The organism is Chryseobacterium culicis, assembly GCF_900108365.1.
Taxonomy (GTDB): domain Bacteria; phylum Bacteroidota; class Bacteroidia; order Flavobacteriales; family Weeksellaceae; genus Chryseobacterium; species Chryseobacterium culicis.
In genome coordinates, this window is sequence record NZ_FNWQ01000006.1 from 176,024 (window position 1) to 200,565 (window position 24,542).

The window sequence follows — 24,542 nt, forward strand, 5'->3', positions numbered from 1 at the left end:
CTTTTTTTGTCTGAGTTTTCGGGTTTCGCATGCCAAATATCCCAATCTCATAGCAAACATATTCTGCATCCCGCAGCCCCAATTCAATTCATATATTTTTTGTAATTTTGCGGCTGAAATAAAGGGGTGCTTTAACAGGCTGAGATTATACCCAATGAACCTGGAACAGGTAATGCTGTTTAGGGAACCATTTAAATAGTTGACAGATGATTAGTGTTAAATGATCATCAGGCATCAGTGATCATTTGTCAATTACCTCATAATCGCCCCTTTTATTCAGTAAATGTCAAATATTTATAGAATGAAAGGATTATTTTTTTTAGGACTTAGCATAGGTGCGGCAGCTTTTATGCAGGCTCAGAATACGGATTCTCTGAAGATCAGAGAGATAGAAGCCGTCAACTTTACCAAAAGACTTCCGGTAGCTAAGGAAATCATCAATGTGCAGAAAGATTTGGACGGGAAAAATCTGGGCCAGGATCTTCCTATTCTTTTAAAAAATCAAACCTCTGTTATCTCCACCTCAGATGCGGGAAACGGGGTAGGATATACTGGTTTTAGAATTCGTGGAGTTTCCGGTTCTGCCATTAATGTGATGATGAACGGTGTTCCATACAATGATTCCGAAAGCCAAGGTACTTTTTTTGTCAATGTTCCGGATCTAACAAGTTCTGCTTCACAGATTGTGATTCAGAGGGGGGTGGGAACTTCCAACAATGGAGTTTCTGCTTTCGGGGCAAGCATCAATGTGCTTTCAAAAGACCCGGAAGAAAAGTTTTATTTTAAAACAGATGACAGCTATGGATCATTTAATACGTATAAATATTCAGCCGAAATAGGTTCCGGTAAGTTTTGGAAAAACCGTCTTTCTGTAATGGGTAGATATACGAATATTCATTCTGACGGATATATCGACAGGGCTTCCTCCAATTTACATTCTTATAATTTCACCGCTTTATTTGAAGAAGGAAATACGAAAATACGTCTGATGGCTTTCGGAGGAAAAGAAAAAACCTATCAGGCATGGAATGGGATTGACCGTAAAACCTGGGAAACTGATCCAAAATTTAATATTTCCGGAGCAATATACGATGCTAACTGGGAGAAAATCATAAGCTTCTATGACAATGAAACGGATAATTACAGACAAAACCATTATCAGTTACTGTGGGAGCAGAAATTCAGTGACCGCTGGAATCTGGAAACTACAGTTCATTATACAAAAGGAAGAGGGTATTACGAAAATTATAAGCAGGGAGATCCCTTTTCAAGATATAATCTGCCGGATATAACAGAAGGCGGACAGATTATAAAATCTTCAGACTTCATCAGGAAAAAATGGCTGAATAACGATTTCTATGGAGTAGTTTCTACATTGTACGGAAAGTTTGAAAACCTGGATCTGAATTTTGGGGCTGTAGCCAATCAGTATTACGGAAGACATTACGGAAATGTGACCGGGGTATTTTTTCCTCAGATTGATGAAAGTGAGTATTACAGAAACCGCTCAGTGAAGAATGAAGTATCCGGTTTTGCAAAAGCTTTACTAAGAGTGGATAATTTTGAATTTTTTGGAGATTTGCAGCTTAGAAAAATCAATTACAATACCAAAATCCTAATGGCAGGTGATGGTGAAGGAGCAGATTTAAGCAAAAACTGGCTGTTCTTTAATCCCAAAGCCGGTGTGAATTACAGAATTGAAGGCGGGAAAGTATTCTTATCATATGCACATGCGCACCGTGAGCCGAACAGAGATGATCTGATGGCCAATAATGAGGTGAAAGCTGAAAAACTTCATGACTTTGAAGCTGGCTTTGAAAAACAATTCGGGATCGTATCATTTACTGCCAATATGTACTATATGTATTACGTGAATCAGCTGGTCTTGAACGGAGAACTTAATAATGTGGGAGCGTTTATCAGAACCAACTCAGGAAAAAGCTACAGAAGAGGTGTGGAAGTTGGCGCTTTGGCAAAAATATCCAGACAGTGGGAGATTTCAGGGAATGTAACCTTAAGCCAGAACAGAAATCAGGACTTCAATATCCAAAACGGGGATGTTCCTCAGAGCCTTGGAAATACCCAGATTTCATTTTCTCCGAACGTTATTTCTAATGTAAGCGTGAAGTTCAGCCCTACCAGGAATTTCCAGTTTGTACTAATGAATCAGTATGTCGGAAAGCAATACCTGGACAATACGGAAGATGCCAATCTGCAGCTTAAGGACTATTTCCTGACGGATTTTAATGCTCAGTACCAGTTTAAAATTGCCAATAATGAAATTGCGTTAAAACTGCTGGTAAATAACCTTTTCAACAAAAAATATGTGAATAATGGTTCTGTTTATGAAGGGCAGCCGTATTATTTTTCGCAGGCCGGAACCAATTTAATGTTTGGAATCAGCTGGAAAATTCAGTAACCCGCAAGGGGTAAAGCCGTCGAAAATAGTTCTTATGAAAGGTAATTTATAAATTGACATTACGCATTTTTAGCAGTTTTACCCTCTTCAAACAATTCATAAGCCTAAAAAAAGAAAGTTTAAATAACAGTATTCCTGTTTTATTACATAATAATCAAAGGCTGCTCCGGCAGTCTTTTTTATATCCGTTAAATATTACAAAAAGTCACGAAAAAGTTATAAATTTGCTGCCAAATGAATATTTCAGCATACATTTTAGAATATTTAAAACAATTTGGAACTGCCACAGTTCCAGGCTTTGGAGTGTTTTCACTGAAAAATTCTAAGGCTATTATCAATTCCGAAAACGGGAGTATCCTGCCTCCGGCAAGTCAGATCGAATTTACGATAGACTACGAGGTGCGGGCAGAAGATCTTACGGTTTTTATTGCGCAACAGAAACAGATGTCTCTGGAAGCTTCAAGAAGTGATCTGAAGATCCAGACTGATTTTTGGAAGAAAAAACTTCAGGCTGAGCAGGTTCTTGAAATTCAAAACCTTGGAACAGTCTTCATAGAAGACGGGCATACCCATTTCAAGGGGAAAAGAATAGAATCCGGACGTCCGGACTTTTACGGATTGGAAGAAATCAGACTTTCAGATATCAACAATGGAGAAAAGGTGAATGCTACAGTAAACCGCGAAAAGGATTTTAAATTCAAAAAAACAATTCTCTGGGTTTTCCTTTTGATTATTCCGGTTCTGGGAATTTTATATCTCACGTTTACCCAGCAGGAACTGCTTTTTGGTAAGAAGTCTTTCAGTAAAGTTTCTGTACAAACTTCTACCCACAGAATCGCAAAAGATACCGTTAAAATGATGGTTCACACTCCTGAAACTGCAGTTTCGGATTCTTTGAAAAAAGATTCACTCGTAAAACCTGCCGGAAAAGCAACACAACCTGTCCCGGCTGCTCCAAACAATACTAAGACTAAATGGCAAAAATAAAAAAAGCGTCAGAATCTCTGACTATTATGACCAATATCGTTCTTCCGAACGAAACCAACTCATTAAGAAACCTTTTCGGTGGTGAACTTTTAGCAAAAATGGACCGTTGCGCGTCTATTTCAGCAGCTAGACACTGCGAAAGAAGAGTCGTAACCGCATCCGTAAACCACGTATCTTTCAATCACCCGATCCCGGAAGGCGGAGTAGTGGTACTGGAGTCCAAAGTTTCCAGAGCATTCTCTACTTCTATGGAAGTGTATGTAGATGTATGGTTGGATGATCCTATCAATCAGAAGAAAGTCCACACGAATGCAGGTATTTATACCTTCGTTGCTGTAGATGAGTTTAACCGTCCTATTCCTATTCCGGAAATGATTCCTGAAACAGATGAAGAAAAAGAAAGATTTGCTGCAGCCTTCCGTAGAAAAGAATTGTCATTAATTCTTTCCGGAAGAATGAAGCCTTTGGAGTCTGTAGAGCTTAAAAAGCTTTTCCAGGAACCGCAGGAGTCTAAGAAAGAAAAGAAATAGTATTTATACTTTAGTAATAACAAATGCTTTTAAACTTTGCTGAGTGCTAACGCCTTTGCGAGCTTAAAAGCATTTATTTTTTCGGAAATTTGCGGTAGAATAAAATTATAATCATTTAGGACTGTGTTCCTATCTCTAAAATTATGAATACAATGAAGATACTTCTTTTAGATAAAAATCATCCTCTTATCACTGAACAGCTTTTGGCTCAGAATTTTATTTTGGAAGAGGATTTTATATCGTCTTATGATGAGGTTTGCAATAAAATTGAGAATTACGACGGAATTATTATCAGAAGCCGGATTCCGTTAGACAAAAACTTTCTGGAAAAAGGTAAAAACCTGAAATTTATTGCAAGGGTAGGTGCAGGGATGGAAAATATTGACATTCCTGTTGCAGAAAAGCTGGGAATTCAGCTGATCAATTCTCCGGAAGGAAACAGAGATTCTGTGGCGGAGCATGTAGTCGGAATGCTGCTGGTGATCATGAACAGACTTTTTATTGCTTCTCAGGAAGTGAAAGACGGGATCTGGAAGCGTGAAGAAAACAGAGGAGATGAGCTCTTAGGAAAAACGGTAGGGCTTATCGGATATGGAAATATGGGAAAAGCTACTGCGAAAAGACTTTCAGGATTCGGCTGCAAGGTGATATTTCATGATATACTTCCGGATCTTTCAGATGAATATGCTACGCAGGTTTCCTTAGAAGAATTAAAACAATCAGCTGAAGTGCTGAGCCTGCACATTCCTTTAACGTCAGAAACTCATTATCTTATTGATGAAACATTCATTGCAGAAATGAAAAACGATTTTTATTTCGTGAATACGGCAAGAGGGAAAAATGTGAAAACTAAAAGTTTAGTGGAAGCCCTGCGGTCAGGAAAAGTGAAGGGTGCCTGCCTGGATGTATTGGAATATGAAAAATCCTCCTTCGAGAATATTGAATCCGAAAATGAAGATTTGAAATACCTTCTTGAATCTGAAAAAACGATTGTCACCCCCCATATTGCAGGATGGACCCATCAGAGTAAAGAAAAACTGGCTCAGTTTATTGTAGATAAAATTGCAGCATCTTATTGCTAAGTTGTAAAGAATAAGGGTAAAGCAGCCAATTGTAAAATGTACTTATTGGCTTCCTTGCCTTTTTCCGATGGTATATTTTACTGAGCTGCACTATTCAAAATTTTGCTTTTCCTCCTATTTGTGTTAAATAATTCATAATATCCGGTTCTTATTTATTATTTATTTTCGAGTTTTATTAAATTGCCGCTCATTTTGAATCTCATGACGACGCGTAATTTTGTACTTATCTTAACTGTTCTTTTATCCACATTTTCCTGTAAAAAAAAGGCTGAAACTAAAGAGGTTTCTGCTGAAAATACCACTCATCTTCCTAACTACGGAAGTGTAGACTTTGGAGATATCTTTACAAAAGGTGACGGACATCTTATAAACAGACAAACCACAGTAAGTTATATAGATCAGTATTATAAGAAAATTTGGGAAGGTGGTAATCTTAGCGGCGGAATTCTGGTCGCCAAAGGAGATGAAATCCTATATGAAAATTACAGGGGATTCGGAAGAGAAGGCAATCAGATGCCGATTGATAAGAATACACCGCTGCATGTAGCTTCAGTTTCAAAAACTTTAACGGCTATGGCAATGATGAAGCTGATTGAAGCCGGAAAGATAAAACTTACTGATCATCTTACTCAGTTTTTTCCCGGATTTCCTTATCCTAACGTTACCGTTCAGACTTTATTGGATCAGAGAAGCGGTCTCCCGAAATACGAATATTTTATCACCAAAATACAACCTGCACCGGCAGAACTTTCCAAGCAGTTTATCACCAATGAGGATGTGTTGAATATGCTTATCAAATACAAACCTGAGCTGGCAAGAGATACGGATACAGGATTTATGTATTGTAATACAAATTTTGCCCTGCTGGCTTTATTGATTGAAAAAGTAACAAAGACCCCTTTTCCTCAGGCAATGAAAGAAATGGTTTTCACGCCGCTGAAAATGAATAATACTTACATCTTCCAGGAAAAAGATATTCCTACAGCGTCACAGTCATTTTATTATGGAGGAAACAAGCTGTATCCTTTAGACAGGCTGGATCTTATTTACGGAGATAAAAATGTGTACACTACCCCAAGAGATTTGTACAATTTCTCAAAAGCAATGTTTTCTAAAAATTTCCTGAAACCCGAATTGATGCAGATGGTTTTCACTCCTTACAGCAATGAAAAGGCAGGAATGAATAATTATGGGCTGGGTTTTAGAATGAAAATATTTGATAACGGAGAAAAACTGACTTACCATAACGGATGGTGGCACGGTACAAACTCCGTATTTGCACACCTTTTAAAATCCAAGGTCACTATTGTTGCCATTGGAAACAAATATTCCAACAAAGTATATACAGCCCTTGCATTATCAGGATTATTCGAAGATTTTCCTTTACAGAAAGATAAGCTTCATACAGTAATGAATGATAATAAGGATAGTTTGAATTCCGGACAGGAAGTTTTTGGAGAATAATGTTTACTTTTGCTTAAACATTTTCATGAAAAGGTTTCTTATATTATGCGTCATCTGTTTTCTTGTACATTCTTGTGCGAGAGTAGGATCTCCTGTAGGAGGGCCTAAAGATACATTGGCCCCAAGGTTTTTAAGCTCAAACATTGATACTACAAGAATTAATGTTAAAAAAGATATTCACGAACTCCGCCTGGATTTTGATGAGTATGTTACACTGAAGGACATCAATAAAAATCTGATCATTTCACCTCCTATTAAGAATATCACAAGGATTCTACCTTCCAACATAGCCAATAAATTTATATTGATTCAATGGAAGGATACCCTGCAGGCGAATACCACCTATAATTTCAACTTCGGAAACTCTATTGTAGATAATAACGAGTCTAATATATTAAGGTATTTCAATTTTGCATTTTCTACAGGAGACAAACTGGATGATCTTTATATCAGTGGTGAAGTAAAAGATGCGCTGGATACTAAAAAGAAAGCCGCAACAACCACAGAAAATAAACTTGTAGTAGGATTGTACCAGGTAAAAGATACAATGGACTACAAGAAAAAACCTTATTATATTACCAAAGTAGATGAAGACGGATATTATGAATTAAACTATCTTACTCCAGGTAAATATAAAATCATTGCGTTTGATGATGAGAACGGGAACTCTATGTACGACCCTGGAAAAGAGAAGGTAGGCTTTCAAAAAGACCCCATCAATCTCGAAAAATCTATTTCAGGGCTGAATTTAAAGGTCTATCCTTCCAGAAAGGCAGTGAAGTATGTAGAGATGAAAGAAATTGCCGGTGGTATCTTGATGACATTTGAAGGGAATCCAGAAGAAGTGAAAGTTCAGTCTTTGAATGAAAAATTAAAAGATATTAAAATTACACACAATCCTAAGTCTGACTCTGTAAGAATCTGGTTTGATGCAGTGAAAGATGATATAGGGCAGACCGCTAATGAAAAGCTTGTGTTCACCCATGATAAAGGTCCAAAAAAAGACAGCGCTTATAGTGTCTCCTTATTCTATAAATACAATAAAAAGAATACGATGGATGTGTTCAGTGATAATGACGGAACTTCAATTGCTCCAAAGGCAGACCTAAAGCTTGCTTCCAATTATATTATTGATAAAATTGATCCTTCAAAATGGACGTTGAGGGCTAAAGGGGACAGCTTAACAACCTTACCGTTTACGGCTAAAATATCGGAAACGAATCCTTACCAGATCCATGTTCAGTCAGACTTTACAATGGGAAAAAGCTATGAGCTTACTGTTCCTAAAGAAACGGTGTCCTCATTCTATGCAAAAAATACGCAGTCGAAACGTTTTGATTTTGATGTAGCTAAAATAGACCAGTTTGGAAGCGTTGAATTCTCTATATCAAATGCTCCGGCTGCCAGCTACTGGATTCAAATGATCGATTCTTCGGATAAAATTGCGTATCAGAAATACCTTACCGGAGACAAAGTAAAGTTTGATATCCTAAAACCGGGCGAGTATATTGTGCGCATTCTGGTAGATAATAATGGAAACAAATATTGGGATGAAGCAGATTTCGCTAATGACGTATTTGCTGAAGATGCCTATATTTTCCACAAAAAAGTGATCGTAAGAGGATTATGGGAAACAAGAGAAGAATGGGATCTGAAAGATACCAGAACCCTTGATAGTCCTAAATCTACAACAGAAACTCCGGCCGCACCGGCTTCAACTTCTGCTCCATCTTCAGTACCTGAAACGCCGGCGTCTGCATCAACTACAACTACTACAGTACAGCCCAAGCTGAAAAAAGAATTTAAATCCGGTAACGCAGTTCTGACACCGGCAAAGTAGAAATATGAAGACGGCTAAAAAAGTGATATTCTGGATATTGGTGGGTTTTGTCCTGATTCAGTTCTTTCCTGTTGACAGAACCAATCAGCCTGTTGATGCTGCAAAGAATTTTGTCAGTGCCCGGAAAACACCCGAAAAGATTACAATACTGCTTAAAAACGCATGCTATGACTGTCATTCCAATGAAACAGTCTATCCCAAGTATGCCTTTATTGCACCTGTTTCCTGGTCTGTAAAAAGCCACGTGAATGAAGGCAGGGAACATATTAACTTTTCTGTCTGGGAAACCTATAATAAAGATCTGAAAGAGAACATGCTTTCAAAATCTATTCAGACCATCCAAAGTAAAACCATGCCAATGCCCGGTTATATTGTATATCACAAAGAAGCCAATCTTTCGGAAGCGGAAAGAGCATTGCTGATCCGGTATTTTGAAGAAATGCTAAAGACTAAAACGTATTAATTTACTCATAAAAAAACTCCCGCAGATTTTACAAACATAGCAGCCATTGCTGACACTGTCTGTAAAATCTGCGGGAGCATATGTTACAAAAATTATTTCTTTAAATAATTCTCGAAAAATCTCTTCTGAGAATCAAAAGCAATATCATCCAGATTTACCTCCTGCAAAGAAATCCAGACTGCCTCTGAAATCTCTGAGATCTCAAGATTTACCTCAAACTTTTCCGAAACACGGTATTCATAAAAAAGATCAATGGTATTATAATCAATCTCTTTGTACTGATAGATGTTCGGAAGGCTGCTAAGATATTTCAGGTTAGAAATATTGATATCAAGCTGAAGCTCTTCAAAAAGTTCTCTTTTACAGGTTTCTTCTGCACTTTCTTTGGGATCCACAAATCCTCCGGCAAGATCGAGCTTTCCTTTTTGGGGATCTCTGTTTCTTCGGGTAAGATAAATTTCGTCGCCGCATCTGATGACAACCGCTACAGCGCCTGCCACATTATTATACAGGGTAAAACCACATTCCGGACAGCTCCATTTTTTTTCGCCATCCCATTGTAAGGACTCTTTGCCGCAGCTTGGGCAATATTTCAATAGTTTCATTGAGTAATATTAATATTTCTCGGGTGATAACTCAAAATAACATCCCTTAATTCTTCAGTTTTCAGATGGGTATAGATTTCCGTTGTTGTAATGCTGGAATGTCCCAGCATTTCCTGAATATAACGCAAATCTGCTCCATTCTGTAACAAATGCGTAGCAAAAGAATGTCTGAAGGTGTGAGGAGATATTTTTTTGTTAACCCCTGCTTTATCTGTAAGTTCTTTAATAATAAGAAATACGATTACTCTGGACATCGAAGTTCCACGGCTGTTCAAAAACAGGGTATCTTCATATTTTTTATTGATTTTACCTTTAGAGCGCACCTCTTTGATATAACTTTCCAGCAAATCAGCAGTATAATCGGCCAAAGGAACAAAACGGGTTTTATTCCCTTTTCCGTGTACCTTAATGTATTGCTCTTTAAAGTTGATATTGGAGATCTTCAGATCAATCAGTTCAGAAACGCGGAGCCCGCATCCATAAAGTACCTCTATGATGCAGTGGTTTCTTTTTCCGAGATCTGTATTGACCTCAATAGCAGCAATAATTTTGTTGATATCAGGCAGGCTTAGGGTATCAGGAAGATATAATCCCAGTTTAGGGCCTTCAAGTAACGCCGCAGGATTGTCTTCACGATATTCATCCTCCATTAGAAATTTGAAAAAAGCTTTAATGGAAGATATCCACCTTGCCTGTGATCTCTCACTGAATTTCTGTTTGGAAAGATTGAAAATGTATTCCTGCAGGTTTTCGTAACCGATAGAATCTGGACCGACATTTGCCAGATCTTCTTCTGCGTAATCTTTTAATTTCTTAATGTCCCGAACATAGGCGTCGAGTGTGTTTTCTGAAAAATTTCGTTCGAAGCGAAGAAATATTTCAAAATCTTTGATCTTTTCATCCCAAGTCATTTGTGCTTATTTTTTTAGTTCACAGTCCGATATTTGTTCTATTTCAATGTTATGGTTTCTCAGGAACGATATTCCATCGTCATCCGAATACTCATTAATGTACACCAGTCTCGCAATTCCTGCCTGCAAAATCAGCTTGCTGCATTCTTTACAGGGAGACAGCGTTAAGTATAACGTTGCTCCTTTTGCAGATTGAGTGGAAGCGGCCAGCTTTAAGATAGCATTGGCTTCCGCATGCAATACGTACCAGTGTGTTTTTCCCTCTTCATCTTCACAGCAGTTTTCGAATCCCGAAGGAGTCCCGTTGTAACCATCTGAAATAATCATCCTATCTTTTACGATAAGAGCTCCCACCTGTTTTCTCTTACAGTAGGAGAGTTTTGCCCATTCCTGAGCCATTTTTAGATAAGCTTTATCAAACTTATTCATACCGCAGCATTGTTTTTTTTCGAAATAATTTGGATTAAAATCTTGTAGAAAGATCTAGAAGTTAGGCTTTCTCTTCTCTAGAAACGCAGTAACTCCTTCTTTCTTATCCTCCATGTCAAAAAGTTCACCGAAATATTTTATTTCAGTTTCAAAACCTTTCTCCGTGTCAGATAAATTCACAGCATTAATAGCCTTTGATATTGCCATTGGTGAGTTGTAGGCAATTGTATTTGCTAATTCTTTCGTTTTGGTTAATAATTCTTCTATAGGGTATACTTCATTTACCAGTCCGATCTCTTTTGCCTTTTGAGCAGGGATCATTTTAGCAGAGAAGATCATTTCGTTGGCAATACCTTTTCCTACAAGCTTAGGAAGCCTTTGAGTTCCTCCGTATCCCGGGATTAATCCAAGAGTAACTTCAGGAAGCCCCAATCTGGCGTTTTCCGATGCGTATCTGATGTGGCATGCCATAGCAAGCTCCAAACCTCCTCCCAGTGCAAAGCCGTTTACCGCTGCAATGACAGGTTTAGACATGTTTTCAATTTTATTGAACAATATATGGTGTCCGTTTCTTGCAAGCTCTTCAGCTTTTTCCTGTCCGAAATCACTGAATTCTTTTATGTCAGCTCCCGCTACGAAAGATTTTTCTCCACTTCCGGTAAGGATAATTACCCTGCATGTCCTGTCGTCATTAAGCTCATCCAGTGCGGTACTGATTTCCTGAATGGTTTTTGCGTTTAATGCATTTAAACTTTCAGGTCTATTTATGGTAATGATAGATAATTTATCTTCTTTTTTTAATAATATGTTCTCGTAACTCATTTTTCCACTTTAAAATATCATCCTTTGCAAATTATGAATTTTTTACAAAAAAAAGGAAAAAATATTATTTTTTTTTCCTTTTTTTTAATTTATCGTTCAATATGATTATTTGGAATGATTCATCATATTTGCATCAATATTGACATTTAGCTGAGAAGCCACTTTCATGCCAAGCTCAATATTGGCTCTGAAAAAATGACAAAGCTGACGGTTGATAATTTCGTCTCTTTTAGGTCCGTCAATCCCTTTCATGCTTCCGACAATATTTTTTACAAGATGATCCCTGTCTTCAGCATTCATTGCTTTTGAATAAAGCAGTCCCGGCTGTGTATAGTGATCGCTGTCATTATCATTTCTGTTGTAGCTTGCTACGTGGGCGCTGTCTAATTCATACTCAAAGCTTTTATAATCAGCATCTGCTTTAATATCATCAAAGCTGTTCGGATGATAATTAGGCTTATCCTGATAATAGCTTGAGTCAGCCATAAATCCGTCTCTCTGGTAGTTGTTCACTGCAAAAGGGCATCTGTTTACTTCCAGCTGATGAGCGTTAACACCCACTCTGTATCGATGGGCATCAGGATAAGAGAAAAGCCTTCCCTGCAGCATTTTGTCCGGCGAGAAGCTGATTCCGTTAATCAGGCTGCTTGGTGAGAAAGCAGACTGTTCCACATGGGCAAAATAGTTGACAGGTACTTCGTTCAGTTCCATTTCTCCTACTTCAATCAAAGGGAAGTCATCATGGAACCATACTTTAGTTACGTCAAAAGGATTCCATCTGAAATCTTTTGCCTGCTCCTCGGTCATTACCTGGATATATAAGGTCCATTTCGGGAAATCTCCTTTTTCAATTGCATTGCAAAGGTCTTCCTGTGCAAAATCCGGGTTTTCTCCGGCCATTTTTACGGCTTCCTCATCCGTGAAGTTTTTTACACCCTGTTTTGTCTTGAAGTGGAACTTTACCCAAACTCTTTCGTTTTTATCATTGATCATAGAGAACGTATGAGACCCGAAGCCATGCATGTGTCTGTAGCCGTATGGAGTTCCTCTGTCTGACATTAATATTAGCACCTGATGGAGCGATTCCGGATTTAAGCTCCAGAAATCCCACATCATGGTGGCACTCTTTAAATTGGTTTTAGGAACTCTTTTTTGAGTATGAATGAAATCCGGGAATTTTTTGGCATCTTTAATAAAGAAGACCGGAGTATTGTTACCTACAAGATCCCAGTTTCCGTCTTCTGTATAAAATTTTAAGGCAAAACCTCTTGGGTCTCTTGCCGTATCTGCACTTCCTTTTTCACCCCCGACTGTAGAAAATCTTGCAAACATTCTGCACGAGTTTCCAACTTTTGAAAACAGTTTCGCTTTCGTGTACTGGCTGATGTCATGCGTTACAGTAAAAGTTCCGTAAGCGCCGCTACCTTTGGCATGCACAATTCTTTCAGGAATTCTTTCCCTAACGAAATGAGCAAGGTTTTCCTGAAGAATAAAGTCCTGCAGCAATACCGGGCCTCTTGGTCCTACCGTCTGTGAATCCTGATGCTCATAATAAGGTGCGCCGTTACTTAACGTTAATTTTTTAGAATCCATATCTATTAATGATTTGTATAAATGTTTTTCTTTTTCTAAATCCAAGTGTAAAGGTAATGATTATCAAATTTACTTGAATTTTTAATTGCTAATAGCAAAAACGTTATATCTTTGTAATAGATAATATTAATCAAATGAACATTCAGCAACTGGAGTATCTTATCGCTGTTGATAAGTATAAACATTTTGGTAAGGCCGCTCAGGCGTGTTTTATTACCCAACCTACGTTAAGTGCCATGATACAGAAATTTGAGGATGAACTGGATGTGAAGGTGTTCGACAGAACTACCCATCCGATTCGTACCACGGATGTAGGTCTTCAGATTATTGATCAGGCTAAGGTGATTATAGAGTCTGTGAATGAGCTGAAAAACAAAGCGAATCTTTTGAATAACATTTTAGGAGGAACCATCAATCTCGGGATTATTCCTACAGTTTCTTCTTTCATCCTGCCCACGGAAATTTTCAAATTCCTTGAAGACAATCCGAAAATTCAGATGAATGTAAAAGAAATGACCACTGATAATATTATTAAAGCTTTAAAAGCTGGTGAACTGGATGCAGGAATTATCTCAACGCCTTATGATACTGCGGACGAGTTTTACCAGGATTTCCTTTTCAACGAAGAGCTGATGATTTACAGTTCCAATACAGAAGCCAACAAAAAGAATTCTTATATCATTCCGGAAGATCTGAATGTAGAAAAAGTATGGCTGCTTGAAGAAGGAAACTGTCTCAGAAATCAGTTTGAAAATATCTGCCATCTGAAAGAAAATACTTTGAAGCCTAAAAATTTAGACTTCCTGGCTTCCAATATCCAGACCTTGGTCCACATGGTGGATAAGGTGGGAGGAATCAGTATTCTGCCTGAATTGGCACTGAGCCAGCTTTCCGAAGAACAGAAGAAAAATGTTTTCAGATTCAAAAAACCGTTCCCTTATCGAGAAATCAGTATTATTTACTATAAACCAACATTCAAGCAAAAAATTATTGATGAATTGTCACATTCAATCAAAAATTCTTTGGAACTTAAATTGAATTATCACGAAAGTCCGAAGGAATTTGTAAGCATTAAGCCTCAATAATGAAAATGCTTTAAAGTGATAGAAATCATCAATTTAAATAAAATTATAATTAATAAACAAAATTTTTGAGTATTACGAAAATAGTACTTAAATTTGCTGACGTTTATCGCGAGGAAAAATTTGACCTGATTGCAACCTCTATAAAAAAATGCTAAAACAGTATTCTTTTTTCTGGGCAATTTCATTCATATTTTTCGCAAAAACTATTTTTTAAATCTTTAAAAACAAAAGAATTATATGTCTTATTTATTTACATCTGAATCAGTTTCAGAAGGACATCCGGATAAAATTGCCGACCAAATCTCCGATGCATTAATCGACCATTTTCTAGCATATGATAAAAACTCAAAAGTAGCATGTGAAACTCTTGTAACAACCGGACAGGTGGTGCTGGCAGGAGAAGTAAAATCTGATGCCTATCTTGATGTACAGACCATTGCCAGAGAAGTAATCAACGGAATTGGGTATACAAAGGGTGAATACATGTTCAATGGAGATTCTTGTGGAGTAATTTCTGCCATCCATGAGCAGTCACCGGATATTAACCAGGGAGTTGACAGAGCGGTAAATGATGAGTCTTTTGAAGCCAGAGCGAATGCACAGGGAGCGGGAGACCAGGGGATGATGTTCGGGTATGCTACCAATGAGACGGCTAATTACATGCCTCTTGCATTGGATCTTGCCCATACCATTCTTAAAGAACTTTCTGCCATCAGAAGAGAAAATAAAGAAATCACTTACCTGCGCCCGGATGCAAAAAGCCAGGTTACCATTGAATACTCTGATGATCACAAACCTATCAGAATTGATTCTATTGTAGTGTCTACCCAGCATGATGATTTCGGAAGTGAAGAAGAGATGCTGAACAAAATTCGTGAGGATATCAAAAATATTCTTGTGCCTAGAGTTGTTGCACTGCAAACTGAAGAAATCAAAGCTTTGTTTAATGATCAGATCAAATATCACATCAATCCTACAGGTAAATTCGTAATTGGAGGGCCTCACGGAGATACAGGTCTGACAGGGAGAAAAATTATTGTAGACACTTACGGTGGTAAAGGCGCTCACGGAGGAGGAGCTTTCTCCGGAAAAGATCCTTCTAAAGTAGACAGAAGTGCTGCCTATGCTACAAGACATATTGCTAAAAATTTAGTAGCTGCAGGAGTAGCTGACGAAGTTTTGGTACAGGTTTCTTATGCAATTGGGGTAGCTGAGCCTTGTGGTTTATATATCAACACCTACGGAACGGCAAAAGTAGATCTTCATGACGGAGAAATTGCGAAAAAAGTGTCTGCGATTTTCGATTTAAGACCTTATGCTATTGAGCAGAACTTACAATTGAGAAATCCTATTTATCAGGAAACAGCTTCTTACGGACATATGGGGAAAGAACACTATGTAGCAGATAAGACATTCAACAAAGGACATAAAAATGAGCTTACATTAAAAGACCTTGAATTCTTTACATGGGAAAAACTGGACAAAGTAGACGAAATTAAAACCGCTTTTGGAATTTAATTTCTCTTTATAGCATAATAAGTGAACTGCTTTATCTCTGGATAAGGCAGTTTTTTTTAATTTTACACCTTAATAATATAGAAAGATGATGAATTTTCGAACTGCAGCTGCTGTCCTGTCTCTGTTTTTGCTAAGTACACTGGCAAAAGCTCAATATACTATGCATAAAATGATCAGCGTAGGGTACACGTACCAGAATCAAAGTTTTGGAGAAATAGGAGGTAAATTGCTTTTCCTAAAAAATGACGATGTGATTTACAGATTGGGAGGATCTGCCTTAATGGGGGTTGCTGATTCCAAATTTGCAATCATGCCGAAGCTGCAGGCAGATGTTCTTCTTAATTTTGAAAAAAATGTAGATTTCTATCACTCCTACTATTTCCTGGCTGGAGTGGAAGGTACTACAAAATATATTGCCCCGAAGATTGGAGTTACTCTATTTGGAATGCTGGATCTCACAGGCGGCTATGCTTTTCCTATCGGAGACACCCGATTAAATGGGAAAGAGATGAAGGGATTGAATATTAATTTTACACTAAATATCCCTACCGTATTCATTCATGATATGTTTAAGTGATTTTTTTTAGATTTTTCTCTATAAAATTTAATAATAGGTTAACAGTTATTAAAAAATTATTATATTTACATCATAATAATTGTACCTGCCTATAGAAGAGACTCTACTCTAGAACTGTTTTGTTTATACAGCAAAGGCCAGAAGAAATATCTGGAGGAATGCCTGTCTGCAAATATTTATATTGAGAGAGTTATGAAATCAAAATCGGATAGTTTACTAATTTCCCTTTATCAGAAAGGAGACGAGGGTGCATTGTCGACCCTCATTCACCGACATCAGAGAGAACTGTTTACATTCATTTTTTACAAAATTAATGATGAAGATTTGGCCAACGATATTTTTCAGGATACCTTCATGAAGATTATTGTGATGCTGAAAGAAGGACGCTATAACGAAGAAGGTAAATTTATTCTTTGGGCAAAAAGAATTTCTCACAATTTAATCATCGATCATTTCAGATCAAAAGCTAAGAATATCAAAGTGTCTGAAACTACTTTTGAAACTGATGAATATTCTATTTTTGATTTGATCCGGGAGCCTTCGGAAAACATTGAAGATCAGCTGGTGACCAATCAGATTCAGGAAGATCTTATGAAGATGCTGCAATTCTTACCACTCAACCAGCAGGAGGTCATTAAACTGAGGTTTTTTGACGGCTTGAGTTTCAAAGAAATCGCAGATCATACAGAAATGAGTATTAATACAACATTAGGAAGAGTACGCTATGCGCTCATCAACCTGAGAAAAATCATGGATGAAAATAATATAATATTAACCAGATAAATAATATTTTGTAAAATTTCACGTTTTAAGGAAAACATACTTCGCTTATGAAAAAAAATGACTCCTTAAAAGTGAAAACTTTGAAACCTAAGAAACAAACAATTGATTTTTTGCTGAATTTTTCCAAAAGCCTTGAAATTGTGAAAAGCAAGAGCAAAAATTATCCTATTACAAAAAATTAAAATTATTAACTTTGTGCTGTATGAAAATGCAGCATGTTTTTTTTGACCTGGATAATACACTCTGGGATCACCGCAAAAATGCCTATCTTACCATCAAAGACCTTTTTGAAAAACAGGAAATCACTTCAAAGTATCATATAGACTTTGAAACGTTTTATTCTGTATATCATGATATCAACGAAGAGTTGTGGGAAAAGATCAGAGACGGAATTATTGGCAAAGAGTATTTGAGAGAACACCGTTTTTATGATTCATTTAAACATTTTGGAGTGGATAATAAAGAGCTTGCTCTTTATTTTGAAGAACACTTCCTTGATAATATTGTGAGTCATAACGAACTGGTAGAAGGAGCTAAGGATGTTTTGGAATATCTGAAAGCTAAGAATTATACATTACACATTATTTCTAACGGATTTCAGGAAGTAACGGAAAGAAAATGTACCCTGTCCGGGATAGCTCCATATTTTACGACCATTACCAGCGCAGATGCGGTAGGAGTGAGAAAACCCAATCCAAGGATCTTTGAATACTCATTAGGGCTTTCGGAGGCCAGAAAGGAAGAAAGTATTCTTATTGGAGATGATTGGATTGCAGATGCGATGGGAGCTACAGATTTCGGAATGGATGCTATTTTCTTTGATGTTTATAAAGAAGAAAAGCATAAGAATGGTGTAAAGGCCATCACCCATCTTCATCAGATTAAGGAATACCTGTAAGATATAAGGTCCAGATATAATCAATAAGCCGCTAAGTTCATCTTAGCGGCTTATTGATTTTGATACTTTCATTAACCTATGCAGACATCTGTCATCATCTGCGCCAATCTGTGGTGAAATTAAATTGCATCCCTGATTTTTTCCACCAAAATCATTTTTCCCAATTCTTTCCCAAATTGATGATGAACTTTGCTTCATAATAATAACAGAAAAATGTAATAGTATGAAAAATGTAAAGAAAATCACAGGAGTATTAATAATCATGTTTTTCTTGATGGGAGGATTCTTTTCGGCTCAGGATAGAGCAATTCATCCGAATCAGTTACCGAAAACAGCTAAGAACTTTCTTTCTGCCCATTTTAAAGGGATCCCCGTAAATTCAGCAATAGAAGACAGAGAGATCTATGGAGTAGACGAGTACAAAGTATATCTGACCAATGGAATGAAAATGGAGTTCGACAGCAGTGGAAACTGGAAGGAAGTAGACGGGAAACATCAGAAAATTCCTTATGGTTTCATCCCAGCATCCGTCAGAAATTACAGCAGTAAAAATTTTCCCAATACTTATATCATCAAGATCGAAAAGAAGAGATGGTCTTACAAAGCAGAGCTTTCCAACGGATTGGAGCTTGAATTCGACAGAAATGGGAATTTCACAAAAATTGATGATTAAAGCTTAACGGAATACAAACACTTAATATTAATACTATGGTCAACTGGAGTTTAATAAACAGTGGCGGAAGAAAAATTTCTTCTGCACAGATTAGAAAGAATATGGTGTCATTTATGACAAGAAATTATCCCGGCAGCGTCATTGATTCTATTGAGAGAAAGTACAATGCTTATAAAATTCAACTGATAAGCGGCTTATGTCTTGTTTTTGATGCAGACGGGCGCCATGTGAAAACAGCCTGATTGTAAAGTAAAGGGGGCAGAAAGCACATTTTCTGCTTTCTTACGTTCATTTTATAATTCCCTATATTTGATAAGAGTTATAATCCGGAAATATGAAGATTTTAATAGTAGAAGATGAACCCGAGCTGAAAGATACGGTACAGAAATTTCTGGAAGCAGAACATTTCATTGTAGAGTATGCAGAAAACTACAGCAGCGGACTGGATAAAATTATTTCTTATGAGTATGACTGTATTCTGCTGGATATTATGCTTCCCGACGGCAACGGGATAGACCTGCTGAAAGAAATAAAAAAAATGCATAAGAAAGATCCGGTGATCATCCTTTCTGCCAAAGATTCTGTAGATGATAAGGTAACAGGGCTGGAAATAGGAGCTGATGATTATCTGGCTAAGCCTTTCCACCTCGCTGAGCTGATGGCGAGAATTAAATCTGTGATCAGAAGAAAAAATCAGGATGGGGAAAATAGCATCTGCTACAAGAATATAAGCATCAATCCAGAAAGCAGAACGGTAAAAGTAGGAGAGCAAGAACTTGTGCTTAACCGTAAGGAGTACGATCTTTTGTATTATTTTGTTATCCATCCGGAAAAAACCTTGCAAAAAACGACACTTGCAGAAGCCATCTGGGGAGATTACATAGATCAGGCAGACAGTCTGGACTTCATTTATTCCCAAATCAAAAACCTTCGGAAAAAATTAAAGGCACTCAATGCAGAAGCCGATTTCCAGGCAGTATACGGAATAGGATATAAATTCATCTGATGAAAGTTTCACTAAAATACTATACCATAAAATACCTGATCATGATCCTGCTGCTGATTATCGCAGTCTGGGCAGGTCTGTTTTATGCCTATATTCTGGATGAAGTACATGATAATGTAGATGACGGATTGAGAAACCGGAAAATACAGATCATCAAGGCCGTTTATCTTAATCCTGAGCTTTTGAATAATAACGATTTTGGATTTAATGAATTTAAGATCAACCCGATCAAAGCTGGAGAATATCAAAATAAAAGCAGGCTTTATAATAAGATGTACTACATGGAATATGATGATAAGGATCAGCCTTACAGAGTTCTTGAGGCAGACTTTATTGATCAGTTCAAAAAACAGCAGCGACTGGTGATCAGAACTTCTACTGTAGAAGAAGATGAATTGATATATGACCTTACAACTGCTTTGATGGTGCTGTATCTCCTTCTGGTCATCAGTATTGTAGTGGTTAACGGATATCTCCTGAATAAAGCGATGAGACCTTTTTACCGTATTCTGGATAAACTGAAGAAATACCAGTTCGGAATTCCTTTCTCGCAGGAAAAGCAAACTTATAAGATCTCTGAATTTGAAGAGCTGAATATCGAAATCAATGAAATGATTGAACGTAATGAGCTCGTTTTTTATCAGCAGAAACAGTTTATTGAAAATGCCTCTCATGAGCTTCAGACCCCTTTGGCGATTGTGATTAATAAAATTGATCTCATGATTCTGAATGATGATCTTGATAAAAAGAATCTGACTTTTCTTACGGACGTGAAGAACGATCTGAGAAGAATGGTGGGGCTGAATAAATCATTACTTATGCTGTCTAAAATTGAGAACAGCCAGTTTAATAAAACATCAGATGTTGATTTTAACGGAATGATTGCTCAATTGGTTCAGAGCTATGAAGATTTCATTGCTTTTAAAAAAATAGAAGTCAATATCATTGAGAAAGGCCGGTTTACAGCAGATTTTAATCAGGATCTCGCAGATATTCTGCTGTCTAACCTTCTTAAAAATGCTGTGAAATATAACCATGAAGAAGGAATCTTACAGATTATCGTTGAAAATAACAGGATTACCTTCCAAAACAGCGGAATAGCTGTCCCGTTAGATAAATCAAGAATTTTTAACCGTTTTTATAAACAGGCGGCCGACCATACTTCCACCGGTTTGGGACTTTCCATTATTAAAACCATTATAAAGCAATATCCCGGCTGGGAGATCAGGTATGCGTTTGAAGGTACAATGCATTACTTCATCTTGACGAAGAACAATGTTCATTAAAGAAATAACTTTACAAAATAGAAAAAGCCTTTCAAATGAAAGGCTTTCTTATATTTAAAACTCCGAATTAAAATCCTAAGCTTGTTCTTACTCTTTTAAGAGTTTCCAGTGCAATTGGTCTTGTTTTCTCGGCTCCCTGCTGAAGTTTTGCTTCCAGCTCATCAAGGTTGTTCATATAATAATTGAACGTTTCTCTTTCTTTCTCAAAGCGTACAAGAATAAGATCCAGCAATTCTTTTTTGGCGTGTCCGTACCCGAAATTTCCGGCAAGATATTTTGCTCTTAACTCTTCAGTCTGTTCAGGTGTAGCAATAAGCTGATAAATCTGGAAAGTTTTATCCGTTTCAGGATCCTTAGGCTCTTCTAAAGATTTTGAATCCGATTCAATACTCATTACCTGTTTTTTCAGTTCCTTTTCAGGTAAGAAAATATTGATGATGTTTCCTCTGGATTTTGACATTTTCTGACCGTCTGTTCCCGGGACATATTTCGTGTCTTCCTGAAGCTCAGATTGTGGAAGAACAAGAATTTCACCCATCTGATTGTTGAACCTTGAAGCTACATCTCTTGCAAATTCGAGGTGCTGAAGCTGATCCTTACCTACAGGAACAATTTCCGCATCATACAGTAAAATATCTGCAGCCATCAAAATAGGGTAAGTAAACAAACCTGCGTTTACATCCTGAAGTCTGTCAGCCTTATCTTTGAATGAATGAGCCAGTGTTAATCTCTGATACGGAAAAAAACATGATAAATGCCAAGAAAGTTCACAGGTTTCAGCGATATCACTTTGTCTGTAAAAATATGTTTTTTCAGTATCTAGTCCACAAGCAAGCCAAGCCGCAGCAATCTCGTAGGTATTTTGTCTTAATGTCTGCGCATCTTTAATCTGGGTAAGTGTGTGAAGATTCGCAATAAATAAAAATGATTCATTTCCTTCCTGCTTGGATAATTCAATAGCAGGAATAATGGCCCCTAATAAGTTTCCAAGATGGGGTGTTCCGGTGGCTTGAATGCCGGTAAGAATTCTTGACATTTGTTTACAATTTATATTTAAAAGTTAATGAATAGCAAATTTACGAGGTTTGCCGGGAATAACGAAAGATAAGAGATAAAAGATTAAAAGAACCAAGAATCAATAGCCAAGATTTAAGAGCTGTTTTTGAAAAATTCAATAGGGGTCGGCTATAATTCTGAGCGGAGCCGAAGAAAGCCCGGCCAGCTTACCATTAAATATCCATTGGCTTTAGCCCAAACCTCTCAACATAAAATAATCAATCAATATCTCCTCAATCATCTGTGAAAATCTGTGCAATCTGTGGTTAAAAAATTAAGGAATCACAATCCTCTCACCTCCAAATTTTGGTTCCACTCCGAAAAGAAGATCCCAATACGCTTTGGCTTTTGCCAGATACTCTCTCAGATTCGTTTTTAGCCCTGCATATTTATTTACATCAGCTGCGTTGTAGCCAAAGGCTTCCATTCCATTTTTTCTGGCCAGAAAAACCGCTCTTTCATTGTGAAATTTCTGTGAGATAATCACCAGTTTTGTCTGGCTGAAGATATCTTTTGCTCTTACCACGGAATCCAGCGTTCTGAATCCGGCATGATCCAGAATAATTTTGTTCTGCGGAACTCCGCTCTCAATCAATGCCTGCTGCATATCTTCAGGCTCATTATAGTCTTTGGTACTGTTATCACCGCTTACGATGATGTATTGTATTTTGCCGCTTTTAAACAAATCTGCTGCAGCTTTAATTCTGTTATAGAAATAAGCATTGGGAGTTCCGTTACTCAATGTTTTTCCGGTTCCAAGTAACAGGCCTGTCTTTGCTTCCGGTACATCATTAATGGTATAGGAAACGAATGGTTCGCTGTCCTTTTTGATGCTGTAATTTGCCCAGGCAATAAAAATAATTCCTGCCACAAGAAGAAGCAGGAAAATTTTAAAAATATTTTTGATTATTTTTTTCATCCGAAATATATCTTTTAAAACTCCAGACCGTTCGGGAAAGCTTTTTTTCTGAATATTAACAAGAATGCGGCGCCTACGGTAATGGCAGAATCGGCAACATTAAAAATATATTTGAAAAATTCAATGTGCTTTCCGCCAATTAAAGGCCAGCTTTCAGGAACATACCAGTCTACAAGCGGAAAGTGAAGCATATCTACCACACATCCTTTCATAAAGGTAGAATATCCGTGTCCGAAAGGAGCAAACTTAGAAATGCCGCCATAGCCAATCCATCTGTCGATACTTGGATCATATACTGTTCCGCTGTCGAAGATCATTCCATAGAACATCCCGTCAATAAGGTTTCCGATAGCACCTGCGAAAATAACAGCCATGGGAATCAGGAGATAGTTGGAAGCTCCTTCTTTCAGCCATTTTCTGAACATGTAGATCATTCCTCCTATCAGGAAAATTCTCAGGATTACCAGAAAATATTTTCCGATAATTCCTCCGAAGTGAAATCCATAGGCCATCCCCGGGTTTTCTACAAAGGTTAGCTTAAACCCTGGTAACACTGTTACACTGTCGTCCAGATTAAAATGGGTTTTGATATAAATTTTTGAAGCCTGGTCAATTAATAACACCAAAAATGTTATCGCTAAGATCTTTTTCATTATTGCCCTTTAGGTTTTGAAGGCTTTGCAGCCGGCTTTACATTTTTATTGTCGCTTGCTTTCTTAACTATTTTCTGCCCGTTATACGAACTTTTAACATGGGCTTTTTCAAATTTAATGCCCATTTCTTTCAGCACACTTTTCAGTGCATTCAGCTCCATAGAATTTTTTGGATGTACTATAATAGATTCCATTTCTTATATTTAATTTTACATTTTGGACAGTTCGTCTAGTCTTTTTCTGTCTTTTTCAGACAGGTCATTCACTCCGTTTTTGCCCATTTTGCTTAAAAGTCTGTCGATCTCTTTCTCCCGGTCACGTTTATCAGAATTAAACTGGTCATCAATTGTGTAATTCTTATGCTGGTCCGGGAAGAATCTGTTTTTGATCCGTTCCCTGTTAAAAAACAGCAGTACAATTGCGATAATAAATCCTAAAACTAATAACTCGCTCATGGGTATACATTACAAATTAGGTTTATAAAGTATCCTTGAATACAATATAAACCCAATATTATTTTTCAAACCTTACGGTTATTTTTGCATATTTTTCGCTTCGATGCTCAGTGTAGCATGAGGAACGGCTAAAAGTCTTTCCTTAGGAATCAGTTTTCCAGTGACTCTGCACACCCCGTATGTTTTATTTTCGATTCTGATCAAAGCATTTTTAAGATCACGCACGAACTTTTCCTGTCTTCCTGCCAAAATAGAGTTCTGCTCCTTGCTCAGCGTTTCAGCTCCTTCCTCAAAAGCTTTGAAAGTAGGAGAAGTATCATCCGTACCATTATTCTGGTCATTGATAAAACTTTCTCTGATAAGCTGAAGATCTTTTTCTGCTTTTTCTATTTTTTCTTTAATAATCGCTTTAAATTCCTGTAAATCAGCATCGCTGTATCTAACTCTTTCGTCTGACATATTCGTTCTCTTTTTTAATAAAATTATGA

The 24,542-nt window shown here is 37.2% G+C and carries 27 protein-coding genes; 16 read left to right on the top strand and 11 right to left on the bottom strand.

From position 1 onward, the window contains the following. Positions 1–301 precede the first annotated feature (301 nt). The 7 genes from BLW74_RS18985 to BLW74_RS19015 all read left to right on the top strand — a co-directional run bounded on the left by BLW74_RS18985 (position 302) and on the right by BLW74_RS19015 (position 8,785). Positions 302–2,419, top strand: a complete 2,118-nt coding sequence (locus BLW74_RS18985) for a TonB-dependent receptor (protein ID WP_089695268.1) — start codon at positions 302–304, stop codon at positions 2,417–2,419. A gap of 234 nt (positions 2,420–2,653) precedes the next feature. Beyond that, a complete protein-coding gene (locus BLW74_RS18990) occupies positions 2,654–3,406 on the top strand; it encodes a hypothetical protein (protein WP_089695036.1) in 753 nt (250 codons plus the stop codon). After that, positions 3,394–3,936 carry an acyl-CoA thioesterase gene (locus BLW74_RS18995; protein WP_089695037.1) on the top strand — a complete coding sequence of 181 codons (543 nt, stop codon included), beginning with the start codon at positions 3,394–3,396 and terminating at the stop codon, positions 3,934–3,936. Before BLW74_RS18990 ends, BLW74_RS18995 begins: the two co-directional genes overlap by 13 nt. Positions 3,937–4,088: 152 nt before the next feature. Next, positions 4,089–5,018 carry a 2-hydroxyacid dehydrogenase gene (locus BLW74_RS19000; RefSeq protein WP_089695271.1) on the top strand — a complete coding sequence of 310 codons (930 nt, stop codon included), beginning with the start codon at positions 4,089–4,091 and terminating at the stop codon, positions 5,016–5,018. 201 nt (positions 5,019–5,219) lie between these two features. Beyond that, positions 5,220–6,482, top strand: a complete 1,263-nt coding sequence (locus tag BLW74_RS19005) for a serine hydrolase domain-containing protein (RefSeq protein WP_089695039.1) — start codon at positions 5,220–5,222, stop codon at positions 6,480–6,482. A 25-nt stretch (positions 6,483–6,507) separates the two neighbouring features. Continuing rightward, complete coding sequence (locus tag BLW74_RS19010; RefSeq protein ID WP_089695041.1) at positions 6,508–8,322, top strand: Ig-like domain-containing domain; 1,815 nt, start codon at positions 6,508–6,510, stop codon at positions 8,320–8,322. Between the two features lie 4 nt (positions 8,323–8,326). After that, positions 8,327–8,785 (top strand): heme-binding domain-containing protein, encoded by a 459-nt coding sequence (locus BLW74_RS19015; RefSeq protein WP_089695043.1) that lies wholly within the window; start codon positions 8,327–8,329, stop codon positions 8,783–8,785. 92 nt (positions 8,786–8,877) lie between these two features. Here BLW74_RS19015 and BLW74_RS19020 read toward each other — a convergent pair whose 3' ends face one another. The 5 genes from BLW74_RS19020 to BLW74_RS19040 all read right to left on the bottom strand — a co-directional run bounded on the left by BLW74_RS19020 (position 8,878) and on the right by BLW74_RS19040 (position 13,145). Continuing rightward, positions 8,878–9,390, bottom strand: a complete 513-nt coding sequence (locus BLW74_RS19020; RefSeq protein WP_089695045.1) for an NUDIX hydrolase — start codon at positions 9,388–9,390, stop codon at positions 8,878–8,880. After that, the gene (gene xerD / locus BLW74_RS19025; protein WP_089695047.1) at positions 9,387–10,301 is read right to left on the bottom strand and encodes a site-specific tyrosine recombinase XerD; all 915 of its coding nucleotides are present in this window, start codon (positions 10,299–10,301) and stop codon (positions 9,387–9,389) included. The genes BLW74_RS19020 and xerD overlap by 4 nt, the downstream gene beginning before the upstream one ends. A 6-nt stretch (positions 10,302–10,307) precedes the next feature. Beyond that, complete coding sequence (locus BLW74_RS19030; protein WP_053327481.1) at positions 10,308–10,730, bottom strand: deoxycytidylate deaminase; 423 nt, start codon at positions 10,728–10,730, stop codon at positions 10,308–10,310. A 54-nt stretch (positions 10,731–10,784) separates the two neighbouring features. Then, complete coding sequence (locus BLW74_RS19035; protein ID WP_089695049.1) at positions 10,785–11,552, bottom strand: enoyl-CoA hydratase/isomerase family protein; 768 nt, start codon at positions 11,550–11,552, stop codon at positions 10,785–10,787. A 105-nt stretch (positions 11,553–11,657) separates the two neighbouring features. Then, positions 11,658–13,145, bottom strand: a complete 1,488-nt coding sequence (locus BLW74_RS19040) for a catalase (RefSeq protein WP_089695273.1) — start codon at positions 13,143–13,145, stop codon at positions 11,658–11,660. 134 nt (positions 13,146–13,279) lie between these two features. On the opposite strand from BLW74_RS19040, the gene BLW74_RS19045 reads away from it, so the two are divergent. The 9 genes from BLW74_RS19045 to BLW74_RS19085 all read left to right on the top strand — a co-directional run bounded on the left by BLW74_RS19045 (position 13,280) and on the right by BLW74_RS19085 (position 20,971). Beyond that, positions 13,280–14,230, top strand: coding sequence for a LysR substrate-binding domain-containing protein (locus tag BLW74_RS19045; RefSeq protein WP_089695050.1), 951 nt, complete (start codon positions 13,280–13,282; stop codon positions 14,228–14,230). 237 nt (positions 14,231–14,467) lie between these two features. Further along, complete coding sequence (gene metK, locus BLW74_RS19050) at positions 14,468–15,748, top strand: methionine adenosyltransferase (protein ID WP_089695052.1); 1,281 nt, start codon at positions 14,468–14,470, stop codon at positions 15,746–15,748. Positions 15,749–15,833: 85 nt separating this feature from the next. After that, positions 15,834–16,325 (top strand): hypothetical protein, encoded by a 492-nt coding sequence (locus BLW74_RS19055; protein WP_089695054.1) that lies wholly within the window; start codon positions 15,834–15,836, stop codon positions 16,323–16,325. A 192-nt stretch (positions 16,326–16,517) separates the two neighbouring features. Beyond that, positions 16,518–17,108 carry an RNA polymerase sigma factor gene (locus BLW74_RS19060; RefSeq protein WP_089695056.1) on the top strand — a complete coding sequence of 197 codons (591 nt, stop codon included), beginning with the start codon at positions 16,518–16,520 and terminating at the stop codon, positions 17,106–17,108. Between the two features lie 202 nt (positions 17,109–17,310). Then, on the top strand, positions 17,311–18,006 hold the full coding sequence (locus tag BLW74_RS19065) for a YjjG family noncanonical pyrimidine nucleotidase (RefSeq protein ID WP_089695058.1): 696 nt from the start codon (positions 17,311–17,313) through the stop codon (positions 18,004–18,006). A gap of 223 nt (positions 18,007–18,229) precedes the next feature. Then, positions 18,230–18,679: a PepSY-like domain-containing protein gene (locus BLW74_RS19070; RefSeq protein ID WP_089695060.1), complete on the top strand. Its 450-nt coding sequence runs from the start codon at positions 18,230–18,232 to the stop codon at positions 18,677–18,679. Between the two features lie 35 nt (positions 18,680–18,714). Next, positions 18,715–18,921 carry a PepSY-like domain-containing protein gene (locus tag BLW74_RS19075; protein WP_089695062.1) on the top strand — a complete coding sequence of 69 codons (207 nt, stop codon included), beginning with the start codon at positions 18,715–18,717 and terminating at the stop codon, positions 18,919–18,921. Between the two features lie 92 nt (positions 18,922–19,013). Beyond that, the gene (locus tag BLW74_RS19080; protein ID WP_089695064.1) at positions 19,014–19,685 is read left to right on the top strand and encodes a response regulator transcription factor; all 672 of its coding nucleotides are present in this window, start codon (positions 19,014–19,016) and stop codon (positions 19,683–19,685) included. Beyond that, entirely contained in the window at positions 19,685–20,971 is a 1,287-nt protein-coding gene (locus tag BLW74_RS19085; protein WP_089695066.1) for a sensor histidine kinase, read from the top strand. The genes BLW74_RS19080 and BLW74_RS19085 overlap by 1 nt, the downstream gene beginning before the upstream one ends. Before the next feature lie 67 nt (positions 20,972–21,038). Here BLW74_RS19085 and trpS read toward each other — a convergent pair whose 3' ends face one another. The 6 genes from trpS to BLW74_RS19115 all read right to left on the bottom strand — a co-directional run bounded on the left by trpS (position 21,039) and on the right by BLW74_RS19115 (position 24,513). Beyond that, positions 21,039–22,007, bottom strand: coding sequence for a tryptophan--tRNA ligase (gene trpS / locus BLW74_RS19090; protein WP_089695067.1), 969 nt, complete (start codon positions 22,005–22,007; stop codon positions 21,039–21,041). A 294-nt stretch (positions 22,008–22,301) separates the two neighbouring features. Next, positions 22,302–22,946 carry a SanA/YdcF family protein gene (locus BLW74_RS19095; protein WP_089695069.1) on the bottom strand — a complete coding sequence of 215 codons (645 nt, stop codon included), beginning with the start codon at positions 22,944–22,946 and terminating at the stop codon, positions 22,302–22,304. A gap of 14 nt (positions 22,947–22,960) precedes the next feature. Next, positions 22,961–23,599, bottom strand: a complete 639-nt coding sequence (locus tag BLW74_RS19100) for a lipoprotein signal peptidase (protein ID WP_089695070.1) — start codon at positions 23,597–23,599, stop codon at positions 22,961–22,963. Beyond that, on the bottom strand, positions 23,599–23,793 hold the full coding sequence (locus tag BLW74_RS19105) for a DUF2683 family protein (RefSeq protein WP_089695072.1): 195 nt from the start codon (positions 23,791–23,793) through the stop codon (positions 23,599–23,601). The genes BLW74_RS19100 and BLW74_RS19105 overlap by 1 nt, the downstream gene beginning before the upstream one ends. Positions 23,794–23,808: 15 nt before the next feature. Next, on the bottom strand, positions 23,809–24,054 hold the full coding sequence (locus tag BLW74_RS19110) for a DUF6576 domain-containing protein (RefSeq protein WP_089695074.1): 246 nt from the start codon (positions 24,052–24,054) through the stop codon (positions 23,809–23,811). A 78-nt stretch (positions 24,055–24,132) separates the two neighbouring features. Beyond that, on the bottom strand, positions 24,133–24,513 hold the full coding sequence (locus tag BLW74_RS19115) for a TraR/DksA family transcriptional regulator (RefSeq protein ID WP_002983772.1): 381 nt from the start codon (positions 24,511–24,513) through the stop codon (positions 24,133–24,135). Positions 24,514–24,542 lie beyond the last annotated feature (29 nt).